21 protein-coding genes are annotated in these 22,795 nt (G+C 70.6%); 11 read left to right on the forward strand and 10 right to left on the reverse strand.

Going from position 1 to position 22,795, the window contains the following annotated elements; all coding sequences use genetic code 11:
- Nucleotides 1-19: 19 nt before the first annotated feature.
- Complete coding sequence (locus BLV57_RS33730; RefSeq protein ID WP_091296180.1) at nucleotides 20-208, reverse strand: ferredoxin; 189 nt, start codon at nucleotides 206-208, stop codon at nucleotides 20-22.
- 103 nt (nucleotides 209-311) lie between these two features.
- On the opposite strand from BLV57_RS33730, the gene BLV57_RS33735 reads away from it, so the two are divergent.
- The 5 genes from BLV57_RS33735 to BLV57_RS33755 all read left to right on the forward strand — a co-directional run bounded on the left by BLV57_RS33735 (nucleotide 312) and on the right by BLV57_RS33755 (nucleotide 3,618).
- A complete protein-coding gene (locus BLV57_RS33735) occupies nucleotides 312-1,484 on the forward strand; it encodes an acyl-CoA dehydrogenase family protein (RefSeq protein WP_091296182.1) in 1,173 nt (390 codons plus the stop codon).
- A gap of 52 nt (nucleotides 1,485-1,536) precedes the next feature.
- On the forward strand, nucleotides 1,537-2,565 hold the full coding sequence (locus BLV57_RS33740) for an acyl-CoA dehydrogenase family protein (RefSeq protein WP_091296184.1): 1,029 nt from the start codon (nucleotides 1,537-1,539) through the stop codon (nucleotides 2,563-2,565).
- 86 nt (nucleotides 2,566-2,651) lie between these two features.
- Nucleotides 2,652-2,831, forward strand: coding sequence for a hypothetical protein (locus tag BLV57_RS33745; protein WP_091296186.1), 180 nt, complete (start codon nucleotides 2,652-2,654; stop codon nucleotides 2,829-2,831).
- 8 nt (nucleotides 2,832-2,839) lie between these two features.
- A complete protein-coding gene (locus tag BLV57_RS33750; protein ID WP_091296188.1) occupies nucleotides 2,840-3,235 on the forward strand; it encodes a DUF6292 family protein in 396 nt (131 codons plus the stop codon).
- 179 nt (nucleotides 3,236-3,414) lie between these two features.
- Nucleotides 3,415-3,618: a cold-shock protein gene (locus tag BLV57_RS33755; protein ID WP_091296190.1), complete on the forward strand. Its 204-nt coding sequence runs from the start codon at nucleotides 3,415-3,417 to the stop codon at nucleotides 3,616-3,618.
- A 59-nt stretch (nucleotides 3,619-3,677) separates the two neighbouring features.
- Here the strand turns inward: BLV57_RS33755 and BLV57_RS33760 are convergent, their stop codons facing one another.
- From BLV57_RS33760 to BLV57_RS33770, 3 genes are read right to left on the reverse strand one after another with little or no spacing between them, the layout of a single operon-like run.
- Entirely contained in the window at nucleotides 3,678-6,368 is a 2,691-nt protein-coding gene (locus BLV57_RS33760) for a bifunctional acetate--CoA ligase family protein/GNAT family N-acetyltransferase (protein ID WP_091296192.1), read from the reverse strand.
- 17 nt (nucleotides 6,369-6,385) lie between these two features.
- On the reverse strand, nucleotides 6,386-7,558 hold the full coding sequence (locus BLV57_RS33765) for an acetoin utilization protein AcuC (protein ID WP_091296194.1): 1,173 nt from the start codon (nucleotides 7,556-7,558) through the stop codon (nucleotides 6,386-6,388).
- Nucleotides 7,559-7,597: 39 nt separating this feature from the next.
- On the reverse strand, nucleotides 7,598-8,443 hold the full coding sequence (locus BLV57_RS33770; protein WP_091296196.1) for a sulfurtransferase: 846 nt from the start codon (nucleotides 8,441-8,443) through the stop codon (nucleotides 7,598-7,600).
- Nucleotides 8,444-8,580: 137 nt separating this feature from the next.
- Here BLV57_RS33770 and BLV57_RS33775 point away from each other — a divergent pair, with 137 nt between their 5' ends.
- The 3 genes from BLV57_RS33775 (at nucleotide 8,581) to galE (ending at nucleotide 11,938) form a co-directional block, all read left to right on the forward strand.
- Nucleotides 8,581-9,279 (forward strand): iron-dependent transcriptional repressor DtxR, encoded by a 699-nt coding sequence (locus BLV57_RS33775; RefSeq protein WP_176968930.1) that lies wholly within the window; start codon nucleotides 8,581-8,583, stop codon nucleotides 9,277-9,279.
- Nucleotides 9,276-10,463 (forward strand): galactokinase, encoded by a 1,188-nt coding sequence (gene galK / locus BLV57_RS33780; protein ID WP_091296197.1) that lies wholly within the window; start codon nucleotides 9,276-9,278, stop codon nucleotides 10,461-10,463. Before BLV57_RS33775 ends, galK begins: the two co-directional genes overlap by 4 nt.
- 485 nt (nucleotides 10,464-10,948) lie before the next feature.
- Nucleotides 10,949-11,938 (forward strand): UDP-glucose 4-epimerase GalE, encoded by a 990-nt coding sequence (gene galE, locus BLV57_RS33790; RefSeq protein WP_091296201.1) that lies wholly within the window; start codon nucleotides 10,949-10,951, stop codon nucleotides 11,936-11,938.
- Here galE and BLV57_RS33795 read toward each other — a convergent pair.
- From BLV57_RS33795 to BLV57_RS33805, 3 genes are all read right to left on the reverse strand, one after another.
- A complete protein-coding gene (locus tag BLV57_RS33795; protein ID WP_091296203.1) occupies nucleotides 11,935-12,993 on the reverse strand; it encodes a DUF4192 domain-containing protein in 1,059 nt (352 codons plus the stop codon). The two genes, galE and BLV57_RS33795, sit on opposite strands and share 4 nt — an antisense overlap.
- Before the next feature lie 142 nt (nucleotides 12,994-13,135).
- Nucleotides 13,136-13,987: a M23 family metallopeptidase gene (locus BLV57_RS33800; protein WP_091296205.1), complete on the reverse strand. Its 852-nt coding sequence runs from the start codon at nucleotides 13,985-13,987 to the stop codon at nucleotides 13,136-13,138.
- A gap of 674 nt (nucleotides 13,988-14,661) precedes the next feature.
- Nucleotides 14,662-16,449 (reverse strand): Xaa-Pro dipeptidyl-peptidase, encoded by a 1,788-nt coding sequence (locus tag BLV57_RS33805; protein ID WP_091296206.1) that lies wholly within the window; start codon nucleotides 16,447-16,449, stop codon nucleotides 14,662-14,664.
- Nucleotides 16,450-16,546: 97 nt separating this feature from the next.
- Between BLV57_RS33805 and BLV57_RS33810 the strand changes: the two genes are divergently transcribed.
- Both BLV57_RS33810 and BLV57_RS33815 read left to right on the forward strand, forming a co-directional pair.
- Nucleotides 16,547-18,091, forward strand: coding sequence for a DUF4139 domain-containing protein (locus tag BLV57_RS33810; protein ID WP_091296208.1), 1,545 nt, complete (start codon nucleotides 16,547-16,549; stop codon nucleotides 18,089-18,091).
- On the forward strand, nucleotides 18,088-19,146 hold the full coding sequence (locus BLV57_RS33815; RefSeq protein WP_091296209.1) for a DUF2293 domain-containing protein: 1,059 nt from the start codon (nucleotides 18,088-18,090) through the stop codon (nucleotides 19,144-19,146). The genes BLV57_RS33810 and BLV57_RS33815 overlap by 4 nt, the downstream gene beginning before the upstream one ends.
- Here the strand turns inward: BLV57_RS33815 and BLV57_RS33820 are convergent.
- Nucleotides 19,135-19,563 carry a CBS domain-containing protein gene (locus tag BLV57_RS33820; protein WP_091296211.1) on the reverse strand — a complete coding sequence of 143 codons (429 nt, stop codon included), beginning with the start codon at nucleotides 19,561-19,563 and terminating at the stop codon, nucleotides 19,135-19,137. The two genes, BLV57_RS33815 and BLV57_RS33820, sit on opposite strands and share 12 nt — an antisense overlap.
- An 87-nt stretch (nucleotides 19,564-19,650) precedes the next feature.
- The gene (gene pdxR, locus BLV57_RS33825) at nucleotides 19,651-21,057 is read right to left on the reverse strand and encodes a MocR-like pyridoxine biosynthesis transcription factor PdxR (RefSeq protein ID WP_091296212.1); all 1,407 of its coding nucleotides are present in this window, start codon (nucleotides 21,055-21,057) and stop codon (nucleotides 19,651-19,653) included.
- 82 nt (nucleotides 21,058-21,139) lie between these two features.
- On the opposite strand from pdxR, the gene BLV57_RS33830 reads away from it, so the two are divergent.
- Nucleotides 21,140-21,700 carry a TIGR03086 family metal-binding protein gene (locus tag BLV57_RS33830; protein ID WP_091296214.1) on the forward strand — a complete coding sequence of 187 codons (561 nt, stop codon included), beginning with the start codon at nucleotides 21,140-21,142 and terminating at the stop codon, nucleotides 21,698-21,700.
- On the opposite strand, the gene BLV57_RS33835 is transcribed toward BLV57_RS33830, so the two are convergent.
- Nucleotides 21,693-22,721, reverse strand: a complete 1,029-nt coding sequence (locus tag BLV57_RS33835) for a neutral zinc metallopeptidase (RefSeq protein ID WP_245757628.1) — start codon at nucleotides 22,719-22,721, stop codon at nucleotides 21,693-21,695. The genes BLV57_RS33830 and BLV57_RS33835 overlap by 8 nt on opposite strands.
- Nucleotides 22,722-22,795 lie beyond the last annotated feature (74 nt).

Genomic DNA, 22,795 nt, shown 5'->3' on the forward strand with positions numbered 1-22,795 from the left:
TGTTCATGGCAAGGTCGACTTAACCACGCATGAACAGCGCATTCTTCGGGCAGGCATGCACCGCAGCCGAAACACGTTCTACTTCTGCTTCGGCGTGCGACGCGTCGATGACCAGCTCCTCGTCGTCATCCAGGTCGAAGACCTCCGGCGCCAGCCCGACACAGACGGCGTTGGCCTCACACAGGTCGCGATCGACACCGATCTCCACGCTTCCTCCAGTCCGGCCGTACTGGTACAACTAGAACAGGTTCTACAGTAGTACGGGTGACGGTACGCCCACCACAACGACCGGCGGCGCGTGGAGGTAACGGATGCGGATCGACTACACGCCGGAGCAGCAGAAGCTCCGCGACGAGCTGCGCTCGTACTTCGCCGGGCTGATGACGCCCGAGCGCCGCGAGGCACTGGGCAGCGGCCGCGCGGAGTACGGGGATGGCTTGGTGTACAAGCAGATCGTCCGTGATCTCGGCCGCGACGGCTGGCTCGCGATCGGCTGGCCGGAGGAGTACGGCGGGCAGGCGAGGCCACTGTTCGATCAGCTCATCTTCACCGACGAGGCCGCCGCGGCCGGCGTGCCGGTGCCGTTCCTGACGGTCAACACCGTCGGCCCGACGATCATGCGTTTCGGCACCGAAGAACAGAAGGCGTTCTACCTGCCGCGCATCGCCGCGGGCGAGCTGCACTTCTCGATCGGCTACTCGGAGCCTGGCGCGGGCACCGACCTGGCGTCACTGCGCACCCGGGCGGTCCGCGACGGTGACGAGTACGTGGTCAACGGCCAGAAGATGTGGACCAGCCTGATCGAGTACGCCGACTACGTGTGGCTCGCCGTGCGCACGGATCCGGACGCGCGTAAGCACAAGGGCCTGTCGATCCTCGTCGTGCCGACCACCGCCGAGGGCTTCTCGTGGACGAAGGTCCGCACGGTCGCCGGTCCCGGCACCAGCGCGACCTACTACTCGGACGTGCGCGTGCCCGTCGACGCGCGGATCGCGGGCGAGAACGAGGGCTGGCCGCTGATCACCAACCAGCTCAACCACGAGCGGGTCGCGCTGACTTCCGCCGCGCCGATCCAGACCTCGCTCGGCGAGGTGCTCGACTGGGCGCGCTCGGCGACGCTCCCCAGCGGCGGCCGGGTGATCGACCAGGAATGGGTGCAGACCCATCTCGCCAGGGTGCACGCCGGCGCGGAGTACCTGAAGCTGCGCAACTGGAAGATCGCGTCGACGGACGACCTCGGCCCGGCCGACGCGTCGGCGACGAAGGTGTTCGGCACCGAGTTCGCGATCGAGGCCTACCGGCTGCTGATGGAGGTGCTCGGCGCCGGCGCGGTCGTGCGCGAGGGCTCGCCCGGCGCGCTGCTGCGCGGCCGGATCGAACGGCTGCACCGGTCCGCGCTGATCCTGACCTTCGGCGGCGGCACGAACGAGGTCCAGCGCGACATCATCGCCGCGACCGCGCTCGGCCTCCCCGTCACCCGCTAAGGACCCCCCGCCGCCCTCAACGGAGGCGCTGCGCGCCAAGGATTGGATTCCAGTGGACTTCACTTTGACCGAAGCCCAGAACGACCTGGGCGGCCTGACCCGCAAGATCCTCACCGACCGCGTGACCACCTGGGAGCCGCACGGCACCGGCGGGTTCGACGCCGCGCTGTGGACGACGCTGGCGCGCTCCGGCATCGTCGACGCGGCGCTGCCGTCCTCGGCGGGCGGCGGCGGGTTCGGCCTGCTGGAGCAATGCTCGGTGCTCATCGAGATCGGCAGGGCGGTCGCGCCCGTGCCCTACCTGACCAGCGTCACCATGGCGGCCGCCGCGGTGGCCGAAGCGGGCGACGGCCGGTTGACCGAGAAGTGGGTCGTGCCGGTCCTGCGCGGCGAGCAGTCGCTGGCCGTGGCGCTCGACGGGTTCACCGCCGACGGAGCAGTGCTCTCGGGCGCGCAGACGGCCGTGCCGTTCGGCGCGTTCGCGGACGGCTTCCTCGTCGCGGCCTCCGATCGGCTGTTCCTGGTCGAGCGGTCCGCGCCCGGGGTCACCGTCTCCACGCAGCAGACCATCGACAACGCCGACGCCGCGCTGCTCGAACTCGACGAAGTCCAGGCCGAGCCGCTGCCCGGCTCGCCCGAGTGGGTCCGGCTGCGTGGCACGGTCGGCGTCTGCGCGCAGCAACTGGGCGTCCTGGAGCGCGCGCTGGAGCTCACGGCCGCGTACGCCCGCGAACGGGAGCAGTTCGGCCACCCGATCGGGTCATTCCAAGCGGTCCGGCAGCGCCTCGCCGAGGCCTACATGGACGTCGACGCCGTGCGGCTCACGCTCTGGCAGGCGGCCTGGCAGGTGCTCGACGGCGGCCCCGGCGCCGCCGAGAAGGTCGCGACCGCGAAATTCTGGGCCGCCGAGGCCGGGCACCGCGTCGCCCACTCCGCGGTCCACGTCCACGGCGGGGTCGGCATCGACGTCGACCACCCGCTCCACCGCTACTTCGCCGCCGCGAAACGCCTCGAGTTCACGTTCGGGACCGCGATCACGCACCTCCGCGCGCTCGGCTCACTGCTCGCCGCCCAGCCGTGAAAAGCGTGACCTTCGTTACGTAAGGGGCGGGCGGGGACGGGTGCTGTAGCGTCATCAGAGCTCATCAGCGCCTTCGAAGGGATCACATGACCCGGTCAGAGCCAACGTCCAGGACGCACGAGCAAGGCCACTTCGCCAAGGCGCGGATCGCCGCACGCGACCACGAGGACGTGATGCGGAGCCGGGCGGCCCTCCGTGTGACGAAGAACGCGACGGACGGTGACGACCGCGTCCGGCTACTGGCGATGCTGGGCTTGGAGGCCTAGGACCCGTCATGGACGCGCAGACCGTGGCCAGCGGACTCGCCGGCTACGTCAGCGAGGTCGCGTCGGCACTCGGCGTGGCCCGCGAGGCCGTCACGTTCGAGGTCAGCGACACGGCGACGGCCTACGTCGGGCTCAGCACCCGGCGCGCGGACCGGCCGGACCGGGACCTGATGCTGATCTGGAGCGAACGGCACGGCTGGGCCGTGGCCGTCGAAGCCGAGCCCGATCGGGCAGCGTATTTCGGCGGCGAGGACCTCGTCCCGGAGCCCGCGCGGGTGGCCCGCTTCGTCGCGGAGGTACTCGGCGGGGACGGTCGCGGGCAGGCCAGGCCGCGGTTCGCGGTCACCGGGGACCGCGCCGGGCTGGCGGCGAAACTGGCACGCTATATTTCCGCGCAGCGGTGAGTCGTGGTTGCGCCCGATCTTCGGGTGTGCTGGACTTACCTCGGTCGTCTGAGTTTTGTGTTCGTGTGCTCCACGCTCGCGAAGCCGGTTGCGGGCGTGTGATTCTCCCAGCTGTGGAGTAGTTCTCGTTCGGGACAGCGACCTCCCGCTATTCCGCAGTTGATCTAGGAGAAGTAAAGATGGCACAGGGTGTCGTGAAGTGGTTCAACTCCGAAAAGGGCTTCGGGTTCATCGCGCCTGACGACGGCGGCGCCGACGTCTTCGTGCACTACTCGGAGATCCAGGGCTCGGGCTTCAAGAGCCTCGAGGAGAACCAGCGTGTGCAGTTCGAGGTGGGTCAGGGCCAGAAGGGCCCGCAGGCCACCGGCGTGACTGCCATCTGATTTTCGCTTGACCGAAACGGGTGCGCTCCCCTCGTGGGGGCGCACCCGTTTTCGTGGTCTCAGTCCGGCGCCGTGATCGGGCGGAGCCTGCGCGGGCCGGTGTCCGGGCGGGACGGCGGCGGGCCGAGCACCGCGCGGGCGTTGGCGACGAACGCGCCGTCCGGCGAGGCGAGGATCGGGTCGAGGGTGAGCGAGCGGATCTCGGGGTTGTCCTCGGCCAGCGCGGCCACCCGCAGCACCAGGTCCTGCAGCGCGGCCAGGTCGGCGGGCTCGTCGCCGCGGTAGCCGGTGAGCAGCGGCGCGGTGCGAGGTTCGCGGACGAGGGTGGCGGCGTCCATGTCCGTCACCGGGACCGCCCGGTACGCGCGGTCCCCGAGCAGGGTGCTGACCAGCCCGGACAGGCCGAACGAGACCAGCGTGCCGAAGGACGGGTCGTCCTGCAGGCCGATCACGCACGAGATGCCCTTCGGCGCCATGCGCTGGACGTAGACGTCCTCTTCGCCGGAGACCTCGACGAGGTCGCGGTAGCTGGTGCGGACGGCGTCCTCCGACCCCAGGTCCAGGCGGACACCCGCGAGGTCGGGGCGGCCGCGCAGGCGTTCGTCGACGGCCTTGAGGGTGACCGGGTAGCCGAGCCCGGCCGCCACCGAAACGGCCTCGTCCTCAGTGGACACCACGCTGAACGGGACGACGTCGACGCCGTAGCAGCCGAGCAGGCGCACCACGTCCTCGTCACTCAGCAGGGTGGTCTTGCCGTCCTCCGCGGCGAGGATTTCGCGGACGATGTCCTGCGCCTTCTCGATGTGCAGGCCTGCCGGGCGGATGAGACTGCCCTGCGGGCGCTGGCGCCACGCGGCGTAGCGGACGACGCGGGCGAGCGCGTTCACCGCGCGCTCGGGGCTGGGATACGAGGGCACCGAACCGCGGGTGGGCGAACCGTCTTCCGACAGGACGGCCAATTCGGCCGGGACACCTTCGGCGGCCAGGAACGTGGACACGATCGGCTTGTGCCCGGCCAGTTCGACGACCGCCTCACGCAGCGCGCGGGCGAACGCGGTGCCGGGGATGGCGAGCGGCGGCACGAAGACCACGACCAGCGCGTCCGTCTCCGGTGAGTTCAGCGCCTCGCGGACGGCGGCGGCGAACTCCTCCGGACCGGCCTGCGGGCCGACGTCGACCGGGTCGAAGGCGAGCTTGAGTCCCTGCGCGCGGGCCGTGTCGGCGGCGAGCAGGCCGATGGCGCTGGAGTTGCCGACGATGCCGACGCGCGGCCCGGCCGGGAGCGGCTGGTGCGCGAAGACGAGCGCGGTGTCGAAGAGCTGGGCGAGCGTGTCGACGCGAACGACGCCGGTCTGCTCGAACAGCGCCTGCACGCTGGCCTCGTCGACCTCGATCGAGGTCGCGGCGAGCTGCGGGCGGATGGCGTGGCGGCCGGATTTCACCGCCACGATCGGCTTGGTGCGGGCGAGCCGCCTGGCGAGGCGGGCGAACTTGCGCGGGTTGCCGAACGACTCCAGGTAGAGCAGCACCAGGTCGGTGTTGGGGTCGGTTTCCCAGTACTGCAGCAGGTCGTTGCCGGAGACGTCGGCGCGGTTACCGGCCGAGACGAACGTCGAAAGGCCGAGGCCACGCGCTTCGGCGTCGGCGAGGATCGCGGTGCCGAGCGCGCCGGACTGGCAGAAGAACCCGGTGCGCCCGCGCGCGGGCAGGCGCGGGGCGAGTGTCGCGTTGAGACGGACGCCGGCGTCGGTGTTGAGCACGCCGAGCGCGTTCGGGCCGACCACGCGCATGCCGTGCGCCCTCGCCTCGCCGACGAGGCGGAGTTCGGCGTGCAGGCCGAGCGGCCCGGCTTCGGCGAACCCGCCGGAGACGATGAGCAAGGTCTTGACGCCCTTGGCGAGCGCACCGTCCAAAACGGACTCGACGACCTCGGCCCGCACCGCGACGACCGCGAGGTCGACCTGGTCAGGGATGTCCACGACGGACGGATAGGCGCGCACGCCGCGCACCGAGCGGTGCTCGGGGTTGACCGGGTAGACGGTGCCCGCGAAGTCGGCGGCGAGCAGGTTCGTCAATGCCACGTAGCCGATCTTGGTCGGATCGGCCGAGGCGCCGATGACCGCGACCGAGCGCGGGTGCAGCAGGTTGTAGACGCTGCGCGCCTCGGCGGCCTGCTCGCGGGACCGGGCGACGGCGAGCGACTCCTCGGTCGGGTCGATGTCGAATTCGAGGTGCAGCACGCCTTCCTCGATCTCGCGGCTGACCTGGTAACCGGCGTCGCGGAAGACGCGGACCATCGGCGAGTTCTCGGCGAGCACCTCGGCGACGAACCGGCTGAGCCCGCATTCGGCGGCCGCCGCCGCGAGGTGCTCCAGCAGGATCGAACCGAGGCCGCGGCCCTGGTGCGCGTCGTCGACCACGAAGGCGACTTCGGCCGACGGGCCGTCGTCGAGGCGTTCGTACCGGCCGACCGCGATGATCTCGTCACCCAGCAGCGCGACGAAGGCGACCCGGTCGTGGTGGTCGACGACCGAGAAGCGTTCGAGGTCGCGCTGCGGGATGCGCGGATAGGCGCCGAAGTACCGGAAGTACCGGCTGCGCTCGGAGAGCCTGCCGTGCAGCGCGACGAGACCGTCCGCGTCGTCGGGGATCACCGGTCGCAAGTGGACGGTGCCGCCGTCGCTCAGCACGACGTCGGCCTCCCAGTGCCGCGGGTAGTCGAACGGGTCGCGCCGCTGGCCCGCGCTCATCGGATCGGTCTCATCGGTCAGTCCCTCGGATCGTCGGGATCCAAGCCGTGCGACGGGAACACGGCACGGCGGGTGTCCCGGATCGCGATGTCGACCGGGTCGTCCTCGCCGTCGCCCCACGCCTTGAACGTGGTGTCGGCGCCGTCGGTCATCGCCGCCGGGATCTCGGCTTGGGGCGCTGCTCTTTTCACGGTACCCACCCAGTCCGGCGGAAGCAGGATTTCGGGCGCCACGTCACGGTCGAGCACGGTGGCGAGCAGATGCGTCCACGACCGGGGCACCACCCGGATCAGCTGGTAGCCGCCACCGCCGACGGCCAGCCATTTGCCGCCCGCGTGCGTGTCGGCGAGCTCGCGCAGCAGGCGGTAGATCGCGCGGTGGCCGTCGACGGACAGCGCGAGGTCGGCGAGCGGGTCCTCGTCGTGGGAGTCGACACCGCATTGGGTGACCAGGATCTGCGGCTGGAATCCGGCCAGCAGCGAAGGCACGACCGCGCTGAACGCGCGCAGCCAGCCCGCGTCCTTGGTACGCGGCGGGAGCGGGATGTTGACCGAGGTGCCCTCGGCCGCGCCGTCGCCGGTCTCGCCGGAGTAGCCGGTGCCCGGCCACAGTGTGAACGGGTGCTGGTGCAGCGAGATGGTGAGCACCCGCGGATCGTCGTAGAACGCCGTCTGCACGCCGTCGCCGTGGTGCACGTCGGTGTCCACATAGGCCACCCGGTCGAACCCGTTGTCCAGCAGCCACGAGATCGCGACCGAGCAGTCGTTGTACACGCAGAAACCGGACGCGTTGTTCTTCATAGCGTGGTGCAGGCCGCCCGCGATGTTGACCGCGCGGGTGGCCTCCCCCTCGGCGATCTTGCGCGCGGCGAGCAGGGTCGAGCCGACCACGAGCGCGGACGATTCGTGCATGTCGCTGAACACCGGGTTGTCCTCGGTGCCCAGCCCGTGGCCGACGTCCCAGCCGGCGAGCGGCGCCTGCTTCACGGCCGAGAGGTACTCGTCGGTGTGAATCCGGCGCAGCTCGTCGTCGGAGGCGGGATCGGGCACCAGCAGCGGGACCCCGTCGAGCACCCCGAGTTCGGTCGCCAGCCGGATGGTCAGCTCCAGCCGGACGGGATTGAACGGGTGCTCACCACCCAGGTCGTAACCCAGCAGAGAGGAGTCCCACACGACCGCCGGTGCCCGCATGCTTCGCACCTTAGTGCGCCCGGCGGCGCGCCGCGCCGGTCAGCCGGGTGCGTCTCCGGTCGCGACCGGGCGGCTCGGGTCACGCGACCAGTGCGACCAGGAACCGGTGTAGAGCGCGGTGCCGGGGTGCCCGGCGACCTCCAAGGCCAGCACGACCGAGCTCGCGGTGACGCCCGATCCGCAGTAGGCGCCGACGTTTCCGGCTTCGGTGACATCCAGTTCGGCGAAATGCGCCTTGAGCTCCTCCGCCGTGCGCCAGCGCCCGTCTTCCGCCGCGTGCGCGCTGAAGGGAGCGTTCAGCGCGCCCGGGATGTGCCCCGCCGCCGGGTCGATCGGCTCGACCTCACCGGCGTACCGCGGGCGCGCCCGCGCGTCGAGCAGAACACCCTTGCGCGCCAGCTCGGCCGCTTCGTCCGCGTCGAGCACGGGCATCTGCCCCGGCCGGACCTCGATGTCACCGGGCACCGGAACCGGAACCTCGGTGGTGACCGGCTTTCCTTCGGCCTGCCAAGCCGCGAATCCACCGTCCAGCACGGCCACTTCCGTGTGCCCCGCCCACCGCAGCAGCCACCAGGCGCGGGCCGCGATCGACCCGTCGGCGTCGTCGTACACCACGACCGGGTGACCTTCGTGGACACCCGCCGCGCGCAGATGCGCTTGCAGTTGCGCGGGTTCGGGCAGCGGATGCCGTCCGCCTTCGCCCGGCTCGCTCGCCAGCGCGGTGTCGAGATCGACGTAGACGGCTCGCGGCAGGTGACCGGCCTGATACGCCTCGATACCGGGAGGTCCGCCGAGGCGCCAGCGCACGTCGAGCAGGACGGGCCTGCCGTCCTCGGGACCGTCGAGCATCACGGAGAGTGCCGTTGTGGTGATCAAGGGAAGCATGTGGCCATCTTCTCCCCACCGGCCGTCAAGGGGCCAGGTAGTGCGGACTTTTTCCGCCCCGGAGCTTGTTAACCCCATGGCTGCCGCTGCGCTGGGTCGAAGCGACTACGATAAGCAACGCGGACGAAGGGGACAGCGTGAACGATCTCATCGACACCACAGAGATGTACTTGCGTACCATCTACGAGCTCGAAGAAGAGGGTGTCGTCCCGCTGCGCGCCCGTATCGCGGAACGCCTGCAGCAGAGCGGACCCACCGTGAGCCAGACGGTCGCCCGGATGGAGCGCGACGGCCTGGTGATCGTCGCCGACGACCGGCACCTCCAGCTCACCGACCACGGCCGCGAGCTGGCCATCGCCGTGATGCGCAAGCACCGGCTCGCCGAGCGCCTGCTGGTCGACGTGATCGGCCTGGAGTGGGAGCACGTGCACACCGAGGCGTGCCGCTGGGAGCACGTGATGAGCGAGGCCGTCGAGCGCAAGCTCGTGAAGCTGCTCGATCACCCCACCACCTCTCCCTATGGCAACCCGATTCCCGGTCTCGACAAGCTCGGTGAGGGCGGCGAGCCCGCTCCCCCGGCCGAAGCGGACCTGGTCCGGCTCGACGAGTTCGCCCGCGCGGGCGGCGGCGACGTGGAGATCCGGCGGATCGCCGAGCACCTCCAGCTCGACGAGGCGCTGATGACCGAGCTCAAGTCGGTCGGCCTCGTGCCCGGCCGCACCGTGACGGTCGCCAAGGCGAACGGCACCGGCTCGACCATCGAGATCTCCGGCGAGAACAACACGGTCGCGGTGGCCACCTCGGTCCTGCACGCCGTGCTGGCGCAGGCCAGGTGAGCCCGGCCACCGAGGCCGCGGCGACGTTCCGCTCGGTGCACGGCCGCGCGCCCGAGGGCGTGTGGTCGGCACCAGGGCGCGTCAACCTGATCGGCGAGCACACCGACTACAACGACGGCTTCGTCCTGCCCTTCGCGCTCCCCCATCGCCTGGCGGCGGCCGCTTCGCGGCGCGACGACCAGGTGCTGACGGTCGCGACGCTCGGCTCCGACGGCAAGATCCAGGAAACCGGGCCACTCGAGATCCCGGATCTCGAGCCCGGCCGGATCGACGGGTGGGCCGCGTACCCGGCCGGGGTCGCCTGGGTGCTGCGGGACGAGGGGTTCGACCGCGGCGCCGACCTGGTGATCGCGGGTGATGTCCCGTCCGGCGCCGGGCTTTCGTCTTCGCACGCGCTCGAATGCGCCGTCGCGCTGGCCTTGCTGGGCCTGTCCGGCGTCGAACTCGACGACGCCGCGCCCGGCACGCCGACCCGTCATCAGGTCGCCCGCTGGGTCCAGCGCTCCGAGAACGACTTCGTCGGCGCGCCCACCGGCTTGCTCGACCAGACCGCTTCCCTGTGCTGCACCGAAGCGCACGTGCTCTTCCACGACGTGCGTTCCGGCGAGAGCGAGCAGGTCCCCTTCGACGCCGCGGCCGCCGGGCTGGCGGTGCTCGTGATCGACACGCGCACCAAGCACTCGCTCAACGACGGCGCCTACGGTGAACGCCGCCGCGGCACCGAGCTGGCCTCCGAGCGGCTCGGCGTGAAGGCACTGCGCGACATCACGCCCGACGGCCTTGCGTCCGCTTTGGACAAATTGCCCGCCGACCTCGTCCCGCTCACCCGGCACGTGGTCACCGAGAACCAGCGCGTGCTCGACGTGGTCGAGCTGCTCCGCGCCGACCGCCTCGCCGACGTCGGCCCGCTGATCGACGCCTCCCACGAGAGCCTGCGCGACGACTACCGCGTCTCCTGCCCCGAACTCGACCTCGCCGTCGACTCGGCCAGGAAGGCGGGCGCGCTGGGCGCGCGCATGATCGGCGGCGGTTTCGGCGGCTCGGCGATCGCACTGGTCCGCGAGTCCGATGTGGACAGTGTGGAAGCCGCCTGCGTCAGCGCTTTCGAGGCCGCCGGGTACCGGAAGCCGCGCGCGTTCGTGGCCGTCCCTTCGCGCGGCGCCGGAAGGGATTCGGCCACCTAGGGCCGTGCGGGCCGGCGTTGGCCGGGTGAGGGCCTCCCTCACCCGGGCGAGCGCACAAAAGCCACTTACGTAACGCTCAGCGTGACATAAGCCCCGTTCGTCACCTCCCCTGGTCCCACAAAACCACCTAAACGCGACATAATGGACCAACTCTCCCGTTCAGGGTCCTTTGTGGACACTAAATCGGGCGGGGTCCGCCGGCTGGACGTTGTGAACGCCTCGTTCGCAACGTTGAACGTTGCGAACGAGGCGTTCACGTCGCCCTGCCTGGCACAGCGGCCGATGACGCCCCAAGACCACACCGTCAGGCTGGTCGCCGTGCTCCCGGAGGTCGCGAGGAGCGGAAAGCGGCGCTCGGAGGCCTTCACCGACCTTGGCCTCGTGGACGTTCAGGCAGCGGCCAAGCAACCCCCGTGCGTCGCCGGGCGTCGCAGTGAGGGGAGACTATGGCCCACTCGCGCACCCTGGATGAGAAAGGCCCGAATGTGACCGACCAGAGCAAGGCCCTGAAACTGATCGTGACGGGCGGAGCCGGTTATATCGGCAGCGTCTGCACCGCCCGGTTGATCGAGGCCGGGCACGAGGTCACCGTCGTGGACGACCTGTCCACCGGGCATGGCGACGCCGTGCACCCGCGGGCCCGGTTCATCGAGGGTGACGCCGCGGAGACGGCGGAAACCCTGCTGGGCGAAGGATTCGACGGCGTGCTGCACTTCGCGGCGAAGTCGCTCGTCGGTGAGTCCATGTCGGACCCGGCGAAGTACTGGCACGGCAACGTGCTCACCTCCATCCGCCTGCTCGACGCGATGCGCAAGCACGGCACCCCGCGGCTGGTCTTCTCTTCGACTGCGGCCACCTATGGCGAGCCGAAGGAGTCTCCCATCGCGGAGACCGCGCCCACCGACCCGACGAACACCTATGGCGCCAGCAAACTCGCCATCGATCACGCGATCACCTCCTATGCCAGGGCGCACGGCCTCGCGGCCGTGAGCCTGCGGTACTTCAACGTCGCCGGCGCCTACGGCTCGTACGGCGAGCGCCACACCACCGAGACGCACCTCATCCCGCTGGTCTTCCAGGCCGCCACGGGCGAGCGGCCGCACATCTCGATCTTCGGCGAGGACTACCCCACCGACGACGGCACCGCCGTGCGCGACTACATCCACGTGGTCGACCTCGCCGACGCGCACCTGCTCGCGCTGAAGCACGCGGCCGAGGGCGAGCACCGGATCTACAACCTCGGCAACGGCACCGGTTTCTCGGTCCGCCAGGTGATCGACGCCTGCCGCGAGGCCACCGGCCTCGACATCCCGGCCGAGGTCGCCCCGCGCCGTGCCGGCGACCCGGCCGTGCTCGTCGCGGCGAGTGACAAGGCCCGCGAGGAGCTCGGCTGGAAGCCCGAGCGCACCGACCTGATCGGCATCGCCCGCGACGCCTGGGAGTTCGCCCAGGCGCGGCGGGCCGCGAAGAGCTAGGGCTCGTCCTCCGGCAGGCTCAGGTCGGGAAACCCGTCGAGCCTGCCGAGCAGGGCCATCTGGTCCGGTGGGTACGCGTGGTCGAGCGCGATCTGCATGAGGTCGGCCAAGCCGCAGCCCCGCACGGTCGCGCGGACCCGCTCGACCGCCATCCTCGCGAAGGCGCCGTCACCGCGCACGTACGCCGCGTAGGCCAGCAGACAGGCCGCGTCCACGAAGTCGGGCGAAGGCAGTGCCTGCACCAGCGCCAGCCACAGCCGTTCCGCCGCCTTGGCGGTCCGGCTGCCCGGCGAGACCGCCGTGGTGAGGCAGGCGTCGCGCACGTTCGGGTCCGCCAGCGCCCTCGCGAGGCTGACGACCTGGGGATCGTCCAGGCACAGGTCGCGCTGGTCCGCCAGCAACAGCCCGGCCCTGACCACCGCGCAGCCCCGTTCGGTGGGGTCGGCGGTGAGGTCCTCGTACTCGGGCGGCTCGGCCAGCAGCGCCCGTCTTCGCTCGATCGCGGCCAGGTCGGGCGGGTCGAGCAGCCGTCGCAGCGCGGCACGGCTGCGGTGGGTGACCTTGCCGCTCGCGGTGACGGTCGCGGCCGCCACCGTGGACTCGATCTCGGGCAGCAAGCCTCCGCAGTCCGCGTCGGCGTAGCACTGCCAGGGGGCGCCGGAGCTGATGTCGGACACCCACAACGCGTGGAACACCGCCAGCCCGGCCGCGAAGAGCTCGTCCCGCAGCATCTCGGCGAGTTCGGCATGCGGCGGCCCGGCACCGGGCGGCACGGCCGGATGACTTCCGACCACGATGATCGTGGCGCCCGCGTCGCCTGAGGACGCGAGCGTGGCGGCGAGCTGCGCCGCCTGGTCGGCGTGGTGTTCGGGTGGCGGCAGGTCGGCTCTGAGCACCAGGCCGACGCGTTCGGGACGCGGCGCCCGGTGGCCGATGAGGATCACCGAGTCCTCGGGGCGGAAGCCGAGCAGGTACGGCAGCGCCGCGAGCATGGTGCCCGGGTCCTTGAGCCTGATGACGGGACGGGTGGGATGGGGGATCGCTGAGGTGACCATGCCTCCACCCTGCGCCGGGGATGGGGCGCGTGGTGGAGGCGTGGCGAATCTGTGGACAACGGGGGTGGGTGGGGACAACTGGGGCGGGGATGATCTTGAAGTCGATTTTCTGTCGGTGGGGTGAGCTAGGCTGGCGGGTTCGCTAGCCGCAGTGCTCGAACGGGCTCTCGTAGCTCGACGAGCCGACCGATCCGCCCCACTTGACGCAGGTCGAGCCCGCCACCTTCTTCACCGGTCCCGCGTAGTAGGTGAAGTTGCCGCTGTCGGTGACCCGCGCGGAGCCCTGGACCTCCAGGAACGCCGAGACCGGGCTGGCGGTGCCGAGCGAGACGGACTTCAGCGTGGTCACGCAGTTCTGCTTGGTCGAGGCGTTGTAGAGCAGGTAGGTGGTGCCGGAGGTGCCGACGTTCTGCTGGTCGATCACCGAGAAACCGTCACCGCAGGCCTCTTCGGCGGTGTACGGGTTCCCGCCGCAGCCGTTCTTGCTGGTGAAGTCCTTATGGGCGTAGTACGGCACCGCGACGCCGTTCAGCACGGCCTTCTGGGTCACGCCGTTGAGGTTCTCTTCGAAGTGCAGGTGCGGGCCGCTGACGTTGCCGGTGCCGCCCGCGAGGCCGATCTGCTTGGCCGCGCCCAGCGACTGCCCGACCGAGACGTCCTGCCGCGACAGGTGCGCGTACCGGGTGCGCCAGCCGCCGCCGTGGTCGACCTCGATCCACCGGCCGTAGCTCGCGCTGCCCAGGTTCTCGACCCTGGTCACCGTGCCCGGCGCGGCGACGAGCACCGGCATCCCGGTGATCCCGCTCTTCTGGAAGTCGACCGAGTTGGCGGGGTTGTGCCCCGAGAAGGTCGCCGCGGTGACGGTGACCCCGCATTTGAACGGGACCTGGAAGTTCGGCGCGGCACTGGCCGCGGTGGTCGAAGCGAGAGTGAGGCCGAGCGCGGGCATGATCGCGGCCGTGGCGAGCACCGCGAGACGACGCAACCTGGACATGGGCTGATACCTCCCTGAGCGGGGTGGCTGAACGGCCACCAGCACAACGCCCACGGCTACATTTTCCGTACAAACCGTCGTGTTCGTGAAGGATCGACCACCCGGCAGCTGGACGTTGGCGGCGAGGAAAGTCGAGAGTGCGTCTCCGGGGCCGAACGTGGTGCTGGCGGCCGGATTCGTCCGTTAGGTGCGGTTGGTCAGCTCGTTTGCCCGGCCGGGCGAAGAGGCTGAGGGGGAAATGCGTCGTTCAACGCCGCAAATCCACCTCAGTCAAGCTGCTTGTCTTGTGGGCTAGGGGTCGTGAGTGTTCCGGCCGGTTAGAACCGGCCGCAGCACTCACGACCCCTGACCTGCGGACTAGCCATCGCCTAGCGTCTGGCCAGACCTTCCGCGCGGGCTCCCTTGGCCATGCTCGATCTGTATGAAGGGAGCCCTCATACACCTATGCGTGATGAAGGGAGCCCTCATACAGCCCGGCCCGTATGAGGGGAGCCTTCATCCACCTATGCGTGATGAAGGGAGCCTTCATCCAGGTCGGGTTGTATGGAGGGAGCCTTCATACAACCCGGGCGTGATGAAGGCTCCCTTCATACGACCCGGCTTCCCCTGGCCCAAGCAACGGGGGTCGTGAGTGTTGCGGCCGGTTAGAACCGGTCGCAACACTCACGAGCACGTCAGAAGGCCGCGCGCAGGGCTGCCTTGCCGCCGGTGACCGGGAGCGTGATCGAGGTCCGCCCCAGGTCGAGCGCGAGACCAGCGCCCGGCTTCGGCCGCAGCGTGTAGTCGTGGTCGCTCGACAGCAGCGCGAACTCCAGCTTGTGGCCGGCCGCGAGCACGTAGTCCTTGGCGATCAGGCCGACCTCGACGTGGTACGTGGTGCCCGGCCGGATCGGCAAGGTGACCGCCGGGTCGGTGTAGTTCTGCGGGTCGGTCCAGCCCCGGCTGATCACGTGGGACCTGCCGTCGGGACCCCGGTCGACCAGCACCGCCGTCACGTTGGCCGCCGGGCGGTCGAACGCGATCGCCAGGTCGACCTTCGCGGTGCCGGACAGGCGCACGGCCTGCTTGGCCGCGGTCGTCGAGTACAGCAGGCGGTTGCCGGAGCTGGGCAGGTCGATCAGCTGCTCGACGGTCTTGCTCGAGTCGTCGGCCAGCTTCTCGACGACCGGCTTGCCCGGCATCGGGTTGCGGGTGTCGATGGTGCCCTTCGACGGACCGCCCGACCACGGGTAGACGCGCACGTCCGAGGTGCCCGGCGCGGGCCATTCGGCCTCGTCGGTCCACGACAGGTCCTCGCGCTGGACGGTCGCCTTCGGCTCGTTCTGGATGCCGTTCTGGACGCCGTAGAGGTAATGCGACATCCACTTGTTCAGCGTGACGAGCCAGGCGTCGCGGCGGAGGTTGTACGGGTCGGCGTGGCCGGACTGGTGCAGCCAGATCTTGTGCTCGACGCCGGCCCGCTTGAGCAGCTCGTACCACTCGGCGGCCTGGCTGGTCTTGACGTTCCAGTCGTTGAGGCCGTGCACGACGAGCACCGAGGCGCGAACCTTCGACACGTCGTTGCGGTAGTTGCGGACGTCCCAGAAACGGCTGTAGTCGCCGGTGATCCGGTCCTGGTCCTTCGCGAGCTGGTCGATGACCGGGCGGCAGATCGCCCGGTCGGCGCGGGTGTAGACGTACTCCGCGAGCACGTCGGCGTCCTCGCCCTGGTACCCGCCGGCCGCGACGGTCGCGCCGTCGTTGCGGTAGTAGTCGTACCAGCTGGAGATCGCGGCGATCGGGACGATGGTCTCCAGGCCTCGGACGCCGGTGCTGGCGACCGCGTTGGGCAGGGTGCCGTTGTAGGACACGCCCATCATGCCGGTCTTGCCGGTGCTCCAGTCGGCCTTGGCGGGCTTGCCGGTCGCGTCCCGCGCGGTGGCGCGGCCGCCCAGCCAGTCGACGACGGCCTTCGCGCCGATGGTCTCGTTGACGTCGCCGGTGGTCGGGCAGCCGGTGGACTTGCCGCTGCCGAGCGATTCGCCGTAGACCACGGCGAAACCGCGCGAGACGAAGTACTGCTCGTAGCGCCAGGTGATGGCCGCGGGGCCGACGCCGTTGGCCTTGACGCGCGGGCCGGCCGGGCCGTGCGGGCGTCCCGGCTCGTAGAGCTCGACGTCGACGTTGTGGTTGGCGACGTCGTTGCCGCCCGCGTAGTACGGGCTCGCCTGGTAGACGACCGGGACCTTCATGCCCTGCAGGGTGGCCTTGGGGCGCACCACCTCGGTGTGCACGAGGTCGTCCTTGCCGTCGTGGTCGCTGTCGACCGGCGCGGTCACCCACACGTCGTCACGGACGACGTCGGTGGCGGAGAACACCGGCTGCGCCTGGCCGTCCTGGAACACCGGGGCGGGCGGCGGATCCGCTTGCGCGGCAACGGAAATCAGTGGCCATGCCACCGCGGCGGCGAGAAGGACGGACACGGTTCTCACAGAACCCCCAAGACAAATCAGGCCGGATGACACCTCGCCCGACCCTTCCCGGGCACCCGTGCACTGTCAACCTACTAAGGTCGGCGCCATGCCGACCGAGCTGGAAGCCCCGATCACCGCCGTCACCGTCTATCCGCAGCAGGCCAGGATCACCCGCCGGGCGACGGCCGCGCTCGACGACCGGTTCGTGTTCACCGGGCTGCCCCAGGGCCTCGCCCCCGAGTCGGTGCGCGTCAACGGCACCGGCCCGGCGTCGATCGTGGGTGTCGACGTGTCGACAGAGCGCCACGCCGAGCCGATCCAGGACGCGATCCGCGAGCTGCTGGACCGGCGCAAGGAACTCCAGGCCGACCTCGACGAGCTGGCCGACGCGGAAGCCGTCGAGCAGTCGCGTGCCGACCTGCTCACCACGCTGAACCGGCGCAGCGGCATCGCCTTCGCGAAGGCGCTCGCCACCGGCAAGGCGGGGCCGGAGCGGGTCGCCGGGGTCGGCGACGCGATCGCCGAGCAGCTCGGCGACGTCCTGCAGCGCCGCCGGGAGCTCGCGGTGAAGCACGCCGAGCTCGACGACGCGATGGCCGCGCTCGACCGGGAAATGCAGGCACGCCAAAGCGGAACGCCCGACAGCACCCGGGTCACCGTCGAGCTGGAGCCGTCCGAGGCGGCAGGCGAGATCACCCTCGAACTGTCCTATGTGGTCTATGGCGCCAGCTGGGAGTCGACCTACGACGTCCGGGTGCGCGGCGACGAGGTCACGCTCACCTGGCATGGCCTGATCAGCCAGAACACCGGCGAGGACTGGCCGGAGTGCGACCTCGCGCTGTCCACCGCGCGCCCCGCCGCGACGGTCTCGGTGCCCGAGCTCGACCCGTGGTTCCTCGACCGCGTGCAGCCGATCGTGCCGATGCCCGCCGCGGCCGCGCCGATGCGGGGCTTCGGCGGCGCCGCGCCAGGGGGCGCGCGGATGGAGAAGGCGGCGGACATGGCCTACAGCGCCGCGACGGTCGAACAGGGCGTGGCCGCGGCGACGTACCGCCCGTCGCGCCCGGTCGCGGTGCCGTCGGACGGCTCGGCGCACCGGACCACGGTCGCCGTGCTCCAGCCCGAGTCGAAGCTCGACTACGTGACCGCGCCGGTGCGCGCGGAGGAGGCGTACCTGCGCGCGGTCGTCGTCAACACCTCGGAGCACACCCTGCGGCCCGGCAACGCCTCGATCTTCCACGACGCGGAATTCGTCGGGACCACCTGGCTCGACCCGTGGGCGCCCGGCGAGGAGGTCGAGCTGGCGCTCGGCGTCGACGACCGGGTGCGTGTCGAGCGCAAGCTCGTGCGCCGCAGCGCGAGCAAGGCGACGCTGTCCGGCACGAAACGGCGCGAGGCCGAGTACCGCACGACCATCGCCAACCACAGCCCGCGCGAAGCGAAGATCACCGTGCTGGACCAGGTCCCGGTCTCGCGCGACGACGCGATCGAGGTCCGCGACGTCCGCACGGCGCCGGAGCCGGTGGAGTCGACCGAGCTCGGTGAGCTCACCTGGCAGCTCACGCTCGCGCCCGGCGCGACCGGTGAGGTGACGCTGGCGTTCCGGGTCACCGTCGGCAAGGGGGTCGAACTGAGCGGCTGGCACGAATGAGCAAGCTGCGCACCCGTGTCGTGACCGCGGCCGAGGAATGCTTGGCGCGCAACAAGTTCGTCGCACCCGTGACCGTGGTCTGCTCACTCGGCTGGCTCAAGTCCGCGCGGGTCGAGGAATGGCGCCAGGGCAGGCTCCGCCACCTCGACTCGGCGATCGCCGTCGACACGCCCAAGCTCGCCGAAGCGTTGGAGCACTTGACCGAATGGGCGCGGCAGCAGGGCTTACGACCCAGTGACACCGCCTATCTCGCGGCGACGCGCGATCATCACCAGCTGCGCTTCACGGCCTCCGCCGAGGAAGCGATCGAGCGCGCCTTCCAGCGGCACTGGCTTTCGCCGGATCTGACCGAGAAACGGCGCGAGCAGCTCGAAGCCCGGCAGAACAAGGCGCCCGATCTCGTGGTCATCGCACCGCTGAACGCGTGGACGTGCGCGAGCTGCCGGATGCCGAGCGCCGAGGGCGAGTTCGTGTACATGGAGGACGGCAAGCCGCTCTGCCTGACCTGCGCGGACTTCGACCATCTGCTGTACCTGCCCGCGGGCAACGCGGCGCTGTCGAGACGCGCTAAGAAGGAGAGCACACTCTCCGCGCTCGTGATGCGGTTTAACAAGCGCCGTAAACGCTATGAGCGCCAAGGGATCCTGATCGAGCAGGCCGCGCTGGAAGCCGCTGAGACCCAGTGCTTCGCCGACGAAGAGGTCCGGTCGAGACGGCGTGAGCGCGACGCCGAACGGCGCGCGGCGCAGGACGTCGAGTTCCAGTCCGCGATGGCCGCGGCGATCGTCCGGTCGTTCCCCGGCTGCCCGGAGGACCGGGCGCGCTCCATCGCCGAGCACGCCGGGACCCGGGGCAGCGGCCGCGTCGGGCGGACCGCGGCCGGCCGCGCGCTCGACGAGAACGCGGTCCGGCTCGCGGTGATCGCCTCGATCCGGCATGAGGACACGCCGTACGACGACCTGCTGATGTCCGGCGTGCCTCGCGCGGACGCGCGGGAGCGCATCCGCGACGAGATCAGCGCCGTGCTGCTCGCCTGGGGCGGCCTACCCCTGTGAGATGTAGGCCTGCAGCTGCTCCTGGCTCTGCTCCAGCTCCTGCATGCGGACCTTGACGACGTCGCCGATGCTGACGATGCCGACCAGCTTGCCGTCGACGACCACCGGCACGTGCCGGATCCGCTTCTCGGTCATCAGCGCCGACAGCGAGTCGACCGAGTCCTCGGGGCGGCAGCTGGCCACCATGGTGGTCATGATCGCCGAGACCGGCATCGACAGCAGGTCCGGCCCGTACTCGGTCAGCCGCCGCACCACGTCCCGTTCGGACACGATGCCTGCGATCCCGTCCACGCCCACCACGACCATGGCGCCGACGTTGTTGTCCGCCAGTCTGCGCAGCAACTCGGTCACGAGCGTTTCCGGCAATACCGTCGCCACCGCCGCGCCCTTGCTCCGCAACACATCGGATATGCGCATTCGCGATCCTCCCGGTTCTCGTGAGCCAGTTCACACCAGGTTATGGGCAGATGGCCGGGTGCGAAAGTCGCGAAGCGGACACCGAGGTCAGAGCACCCTCCTCAGCAGGCGCAGTCCTGGTTCGATGCGGTCCAGCGGAATCGCGCCGTAACCGAACACGAGTCCGCGGACCTCTGCTTTTCGGGCCGTGAAGTCCTCCAGTGAGTACAGCCGGATCCCGGCCTTCCGCGCGGCCTTCACCACCGGGCGCATGTCGGCGGACGCGAACGCGCTGACGTGCAAGCCCGCCGAAGACGGGATCGGGGTGAGCAGGCCCGCGAAGTCCCGCTCGAGCACGCGGCGGACGAGATCGTGGCGCGCCTCGTACTCGCGCCGGCTCGCGCGGACGTGCCGCGCGAACCCGCCCTCGTCCATGAACTGCGCGAGCGCGGCCTGGATCGGGTTCGCGGTCTGCCAGTCGGCCAGCGACTTGGCCTTGGTGAGCGCCACGCGCAGCGACGGCGGCGCGACCAGGAAACCGAGCCGCAGCCCGGGCGCGAGCACCTTCGAGAACGACCCGACATAGAGCACCCGGTTGGCGGAATCGAGGCTGTGCAACGGTTCCAGCGGACGCCCGGCATAGCGGAACTCGGTGTCGTAGTCGTCTTCGATGATCGCGGCGTCGTTGCGCCCGCCCCAGTCGAGCAGCGCGAGCCGCCGCCGCAACGACATCGCCGTGCCGATCGGATACTGGTGCGACGGCGTCACGTAGACCAGGCGGCACCCGGGCGGAATCGCGTCGACGACCAGTCCCTCGTCGTCGACCGGCACGCCGTGCACCCGCGCGCCGAGCGTCTGGAACAGCAGCCGGGGCGGCGGGTAGCCGGGGTCTTCGACGGCGGCGTGCTCGCCCGGGCGCAGCAGCACGCGCGCCACCAGGTCGATCGCCTGCTGCGCGCCACCGGTCACGAGCACGTCGTCCGGCTCGGCGCGGACACCACGCGAAAGCCCGATCTGCCGGGCGATCGCCGCGCGCAGCCCGGGATGCCCCTGCGGGTCGCCGTAGGTGAGGACGTCCGCGGCGGACTCGCGCAGCTGGTTCGCCACGAGCCGCCGCCAGGTGTCGAACGGGAACCGGCGCAGATCGGGAACGCCGGCGCGGAAGTCGAACTCCGCCGTGGTCACGAAACTGCGCGGCGCGTTGGGCATGGCGTCCCAGATCTCGACCGGCCGCAGCGGCGACGGCAAGCCGGGCGCCGGCCGGTCCGCTCGCCCGGCGCCGTCGCGGACGAAGGTGCCGGATCCGACGTGCGCGTCGAGGAAACCTTCGGCGGTCAGCCGGTCGTATGCGGCGCTGACCGTGTTGCGGGAGACCTCGACGCGCCGGGCCAATTCCCTGGTCGGCGGCAGCGGGTCGCCCGCACGCAGCCTGCCGTCGAGGATGGCGGCGCGCAGCTGCCGGTAGATCTCGTCGCGCCGCCCGCGGCCCGGTGCGAACTCGATGTGGATGTCCACCGGCCCATCGTAGATTGGCCCAGTCCGATCGACCCGTTTTTGGCTCTCTGCTGGGCCGATCTCCGGCACTAGCGTCGAAGCCATGGATATCCGGGACCTGGATCGCCGCTCACTCGGGATCATCGACAAGCTCCTCGCCGGCGCCACCGAGGCGGACCTCGGCCGCCCCACCCCGTGCGCCGGCTGGGACCTCGCCGAGCTGCTCCGCCACCAGATCAGCGAAAACCACGCCTTCGCCACCGCCGCGCGCGAGGGGTCCGCGCCCGACTGGGACGGCGGCACGCTCGGCGACGACGCCTTCGCGGCCTACAGCCGCTCGGCCGAGGACGCGCTCACCGCGTTCGACGAGGGCACGGCCCCGACCATGACTATCCGCGAGTTCGGAGACTTCCCCGCCGCGATCGCGCTGCGGATGCATCTGGTCGACTCGGTCGCGCACGGCTGGGACATCGCGCGCGCACTCGGCCTGCCCTACGAACCCGACGCCGAAGCGCTCGCGGAAGCACTGCGGTTCGTCGAGAACATCCCCACGGACCGCGAGCCCGGCGGCAGCTTCGCGCCGGTCGTGCCGACTCCGCCCGCCGCCTCGGACCTGGACCGGTTCCTCGGCCTGCTCGGCCGCGACCCCGCCTGGGTCAGCTGACCGCGCTCGCCGGGGCCGACCAGGTGTTGCACGAAGCGGTCGTCTTCTCCCGGTACCCGGTGTTCGCCCAGTTGCCCTGGTTGACCCGGCTTCCGTGGGTCTCGCTGTTGCCGGTGTTGCCATAGTCGGCGACCGCCGAGTTGGCGGTCGCCGTCGAAATGCCGCCGCGCCCGGCGGCGGCCGCGATGAACAGCGCGCCGAAGCAGTTCGCCTGCAGCTCGATGCGGCGGACACGCTGCTGGTCCTCGGGGCTCGACTCGTCCTTGGTGACCATCTGGTCGCTGATCGCGGCCAGCATGCCGCTCTCGTGCTGCACGTGGTGGCCGTACTCGTGCGCGAGCGTCGCGAGGTGGGCGCCCTTGTTGGTGCCGACGGCGCTGAGCATCCACTCGCGCGGCAGGTAGATGGTGAGGTCGCCGGGGCAGTAGTAGGCCATGGCCTTCTTGCTGTCCGGCGCCTCGCCGCAGCGGCTCGACTCGGGCAGCTCGATCTCCAGGTTGACGTTCATGTGCGGCTCGTTGACCTGGTCGAGCACCGGTTTCCACGCCTGCTCGAGGCAGACGAGCGCGGCCTTGTAGAAGGCGAGCAGCTCGGCGTCGTTCTTGCTGATCTGCGGCAGCGTGCAGGTGACCTTCGTCAGCGCGATGCCCGCGCCGAGAATCGGGTTCTTGTCGGTCTCGAGCACCTTGCCGACCTTCGCGCCCGGCTTCTCCCCCGTCTGGTTCTTCGCGAGCTCGGACTCCGCGTTGGGCGCGGGCAGCGCGTGCCCGCTCACCGTGCGTGACGCGTCGACGACGACGGCGCCCGCGACGAACACCAGCGCGGCGGCGAACAACCCGATGATGACGCGCGAACCGGTCTTGAGCCCGCCACGCTGCGGCTGCGGGTACGCGGGCGGCGCCCACGCCAGGTAGTCGTCCGACACCAGTGGCGCATAGGTACTGCGAGGCAGCTCGGCGACCACCATCGGCGGTGGTTCCGGCCGGGCTCCCTCGGCAGGGTCGTTCCCCGAAAGACTCATTACTCCCCCGTGACAATGACACGCCGCTATGTCCCCCGACTCCGGCGTCGAAAGTCAAGCATACGGATTGCCCG

Source organism: Amycolatopsis xylanica (assembly GCF_900107045.1).
Classification (GTDB): domain Bacteria; phylum Actinomycetota; class Actinomycetes; order Mycobacteriales; family Pseudonocardiaceae; genus Amycolatopsis; species Amycolatopsis xylanica.

Bases quoted from the DNA above. Each gene is read 5' to 3' on its own strand.
- BLV57_RS33795 (WP_091296203.1), bottom strand. From the start codon at position 12,993: ATGGTCACCTCAGCGATCCCCCATCCCACCCGTCCCGTCATCAGGCTC.
- BLV57_RS33810 (WP_091296208.1), top strand. From the start codon at position 16,547: ATGCCGACCGAGCTGGAAGCCCCGATCACCGCCGTCACCGTCTATCCG.
- BLV57_RS33770 (WP_091296196.1), bottom strand. From the start codon at position 8,443: ATGCTTCCCTTGATCACCACAACGGCACTCTCCGTGATGCTCGACGGT.
- BLV57_RS33760 (WP_091296192.1), bottom strand. From the start codon at position 6,368: ATGAGCGCGGGCCAGCGGCGCGACCCGTTCGACTACCCGCGGCACTGG.
- BLV57_RS33835 (WP_245757628.1), bottom strand. From the start codon at position 22,721: ATGAGTCTTTCGGGGAACGACCCTGCCGAGGGAGCCCGGCCGGAACCA.
- BLV57_RS33815 (WP_091296209.1), top strand. From the start codon at position 18,088: ATGAGCAAGCTGCGCACCCGTGTCGTGACCGCGGCCGAGGAATGCTTG.
- BLV57_RS33765 (WP_091296194.1), bottom strand. From the start codon at position 7,558: ATGCGGGCACCGGCGGTCGTGTGGGACTCCTCTCTGCTGGGTTACGAC.
- BLV57_RS33745 (WP_091296186.1), top strand. From the start codon at position 2,652: ATGACCCGGTCAGAGCCAACGTCCAGGACGCACGAGCAAGGCCACTTC.
- BLV57_RS33820 (WP_091296211.1), bottom strand. From the start codon at position 19,563: ATGCGCATATCCGATGTGTTGCGGAGCAAGGGCGCGGCGGTGGCGACG.
- BLV57_RS33735 (WP_091296182.1), top strand. From the start codon at position 312: ATGCGGATCGACTACACGCCGGAGCAGCAGAAGCTCCGCGACGAGCTG.
- BLV57_RS33755 (WP_091296190.1), top strand. From the start codon at position 3,415: ATGGCACAGGGTGTCGTGAAGTGGTTCAACTCCGAAAAGGGCTTCGGG.
- BLV57_RS33750 (WP_091296188.1), top strand. From the start codon at position 2,840: ATGGACGCGCAGACCGTGGCCAGCGGACTCGCCGGCTACGTCAGCGAG.
- BLV57_RS33830 (WP_091296214.1), top strand. From the start codon at position 21,140: ATGGATATCCGGGACCTGGATCGCCGCTCACTCGGGATCATCGACAAG.
- BLV57_RS33800 (WP_091296205.1), bottom strand. From the start codon at position 13,987: ATGTCCAGGTTGCGTCGTCTCGCGGTGCTCGCCACGGCCGCGATCATG.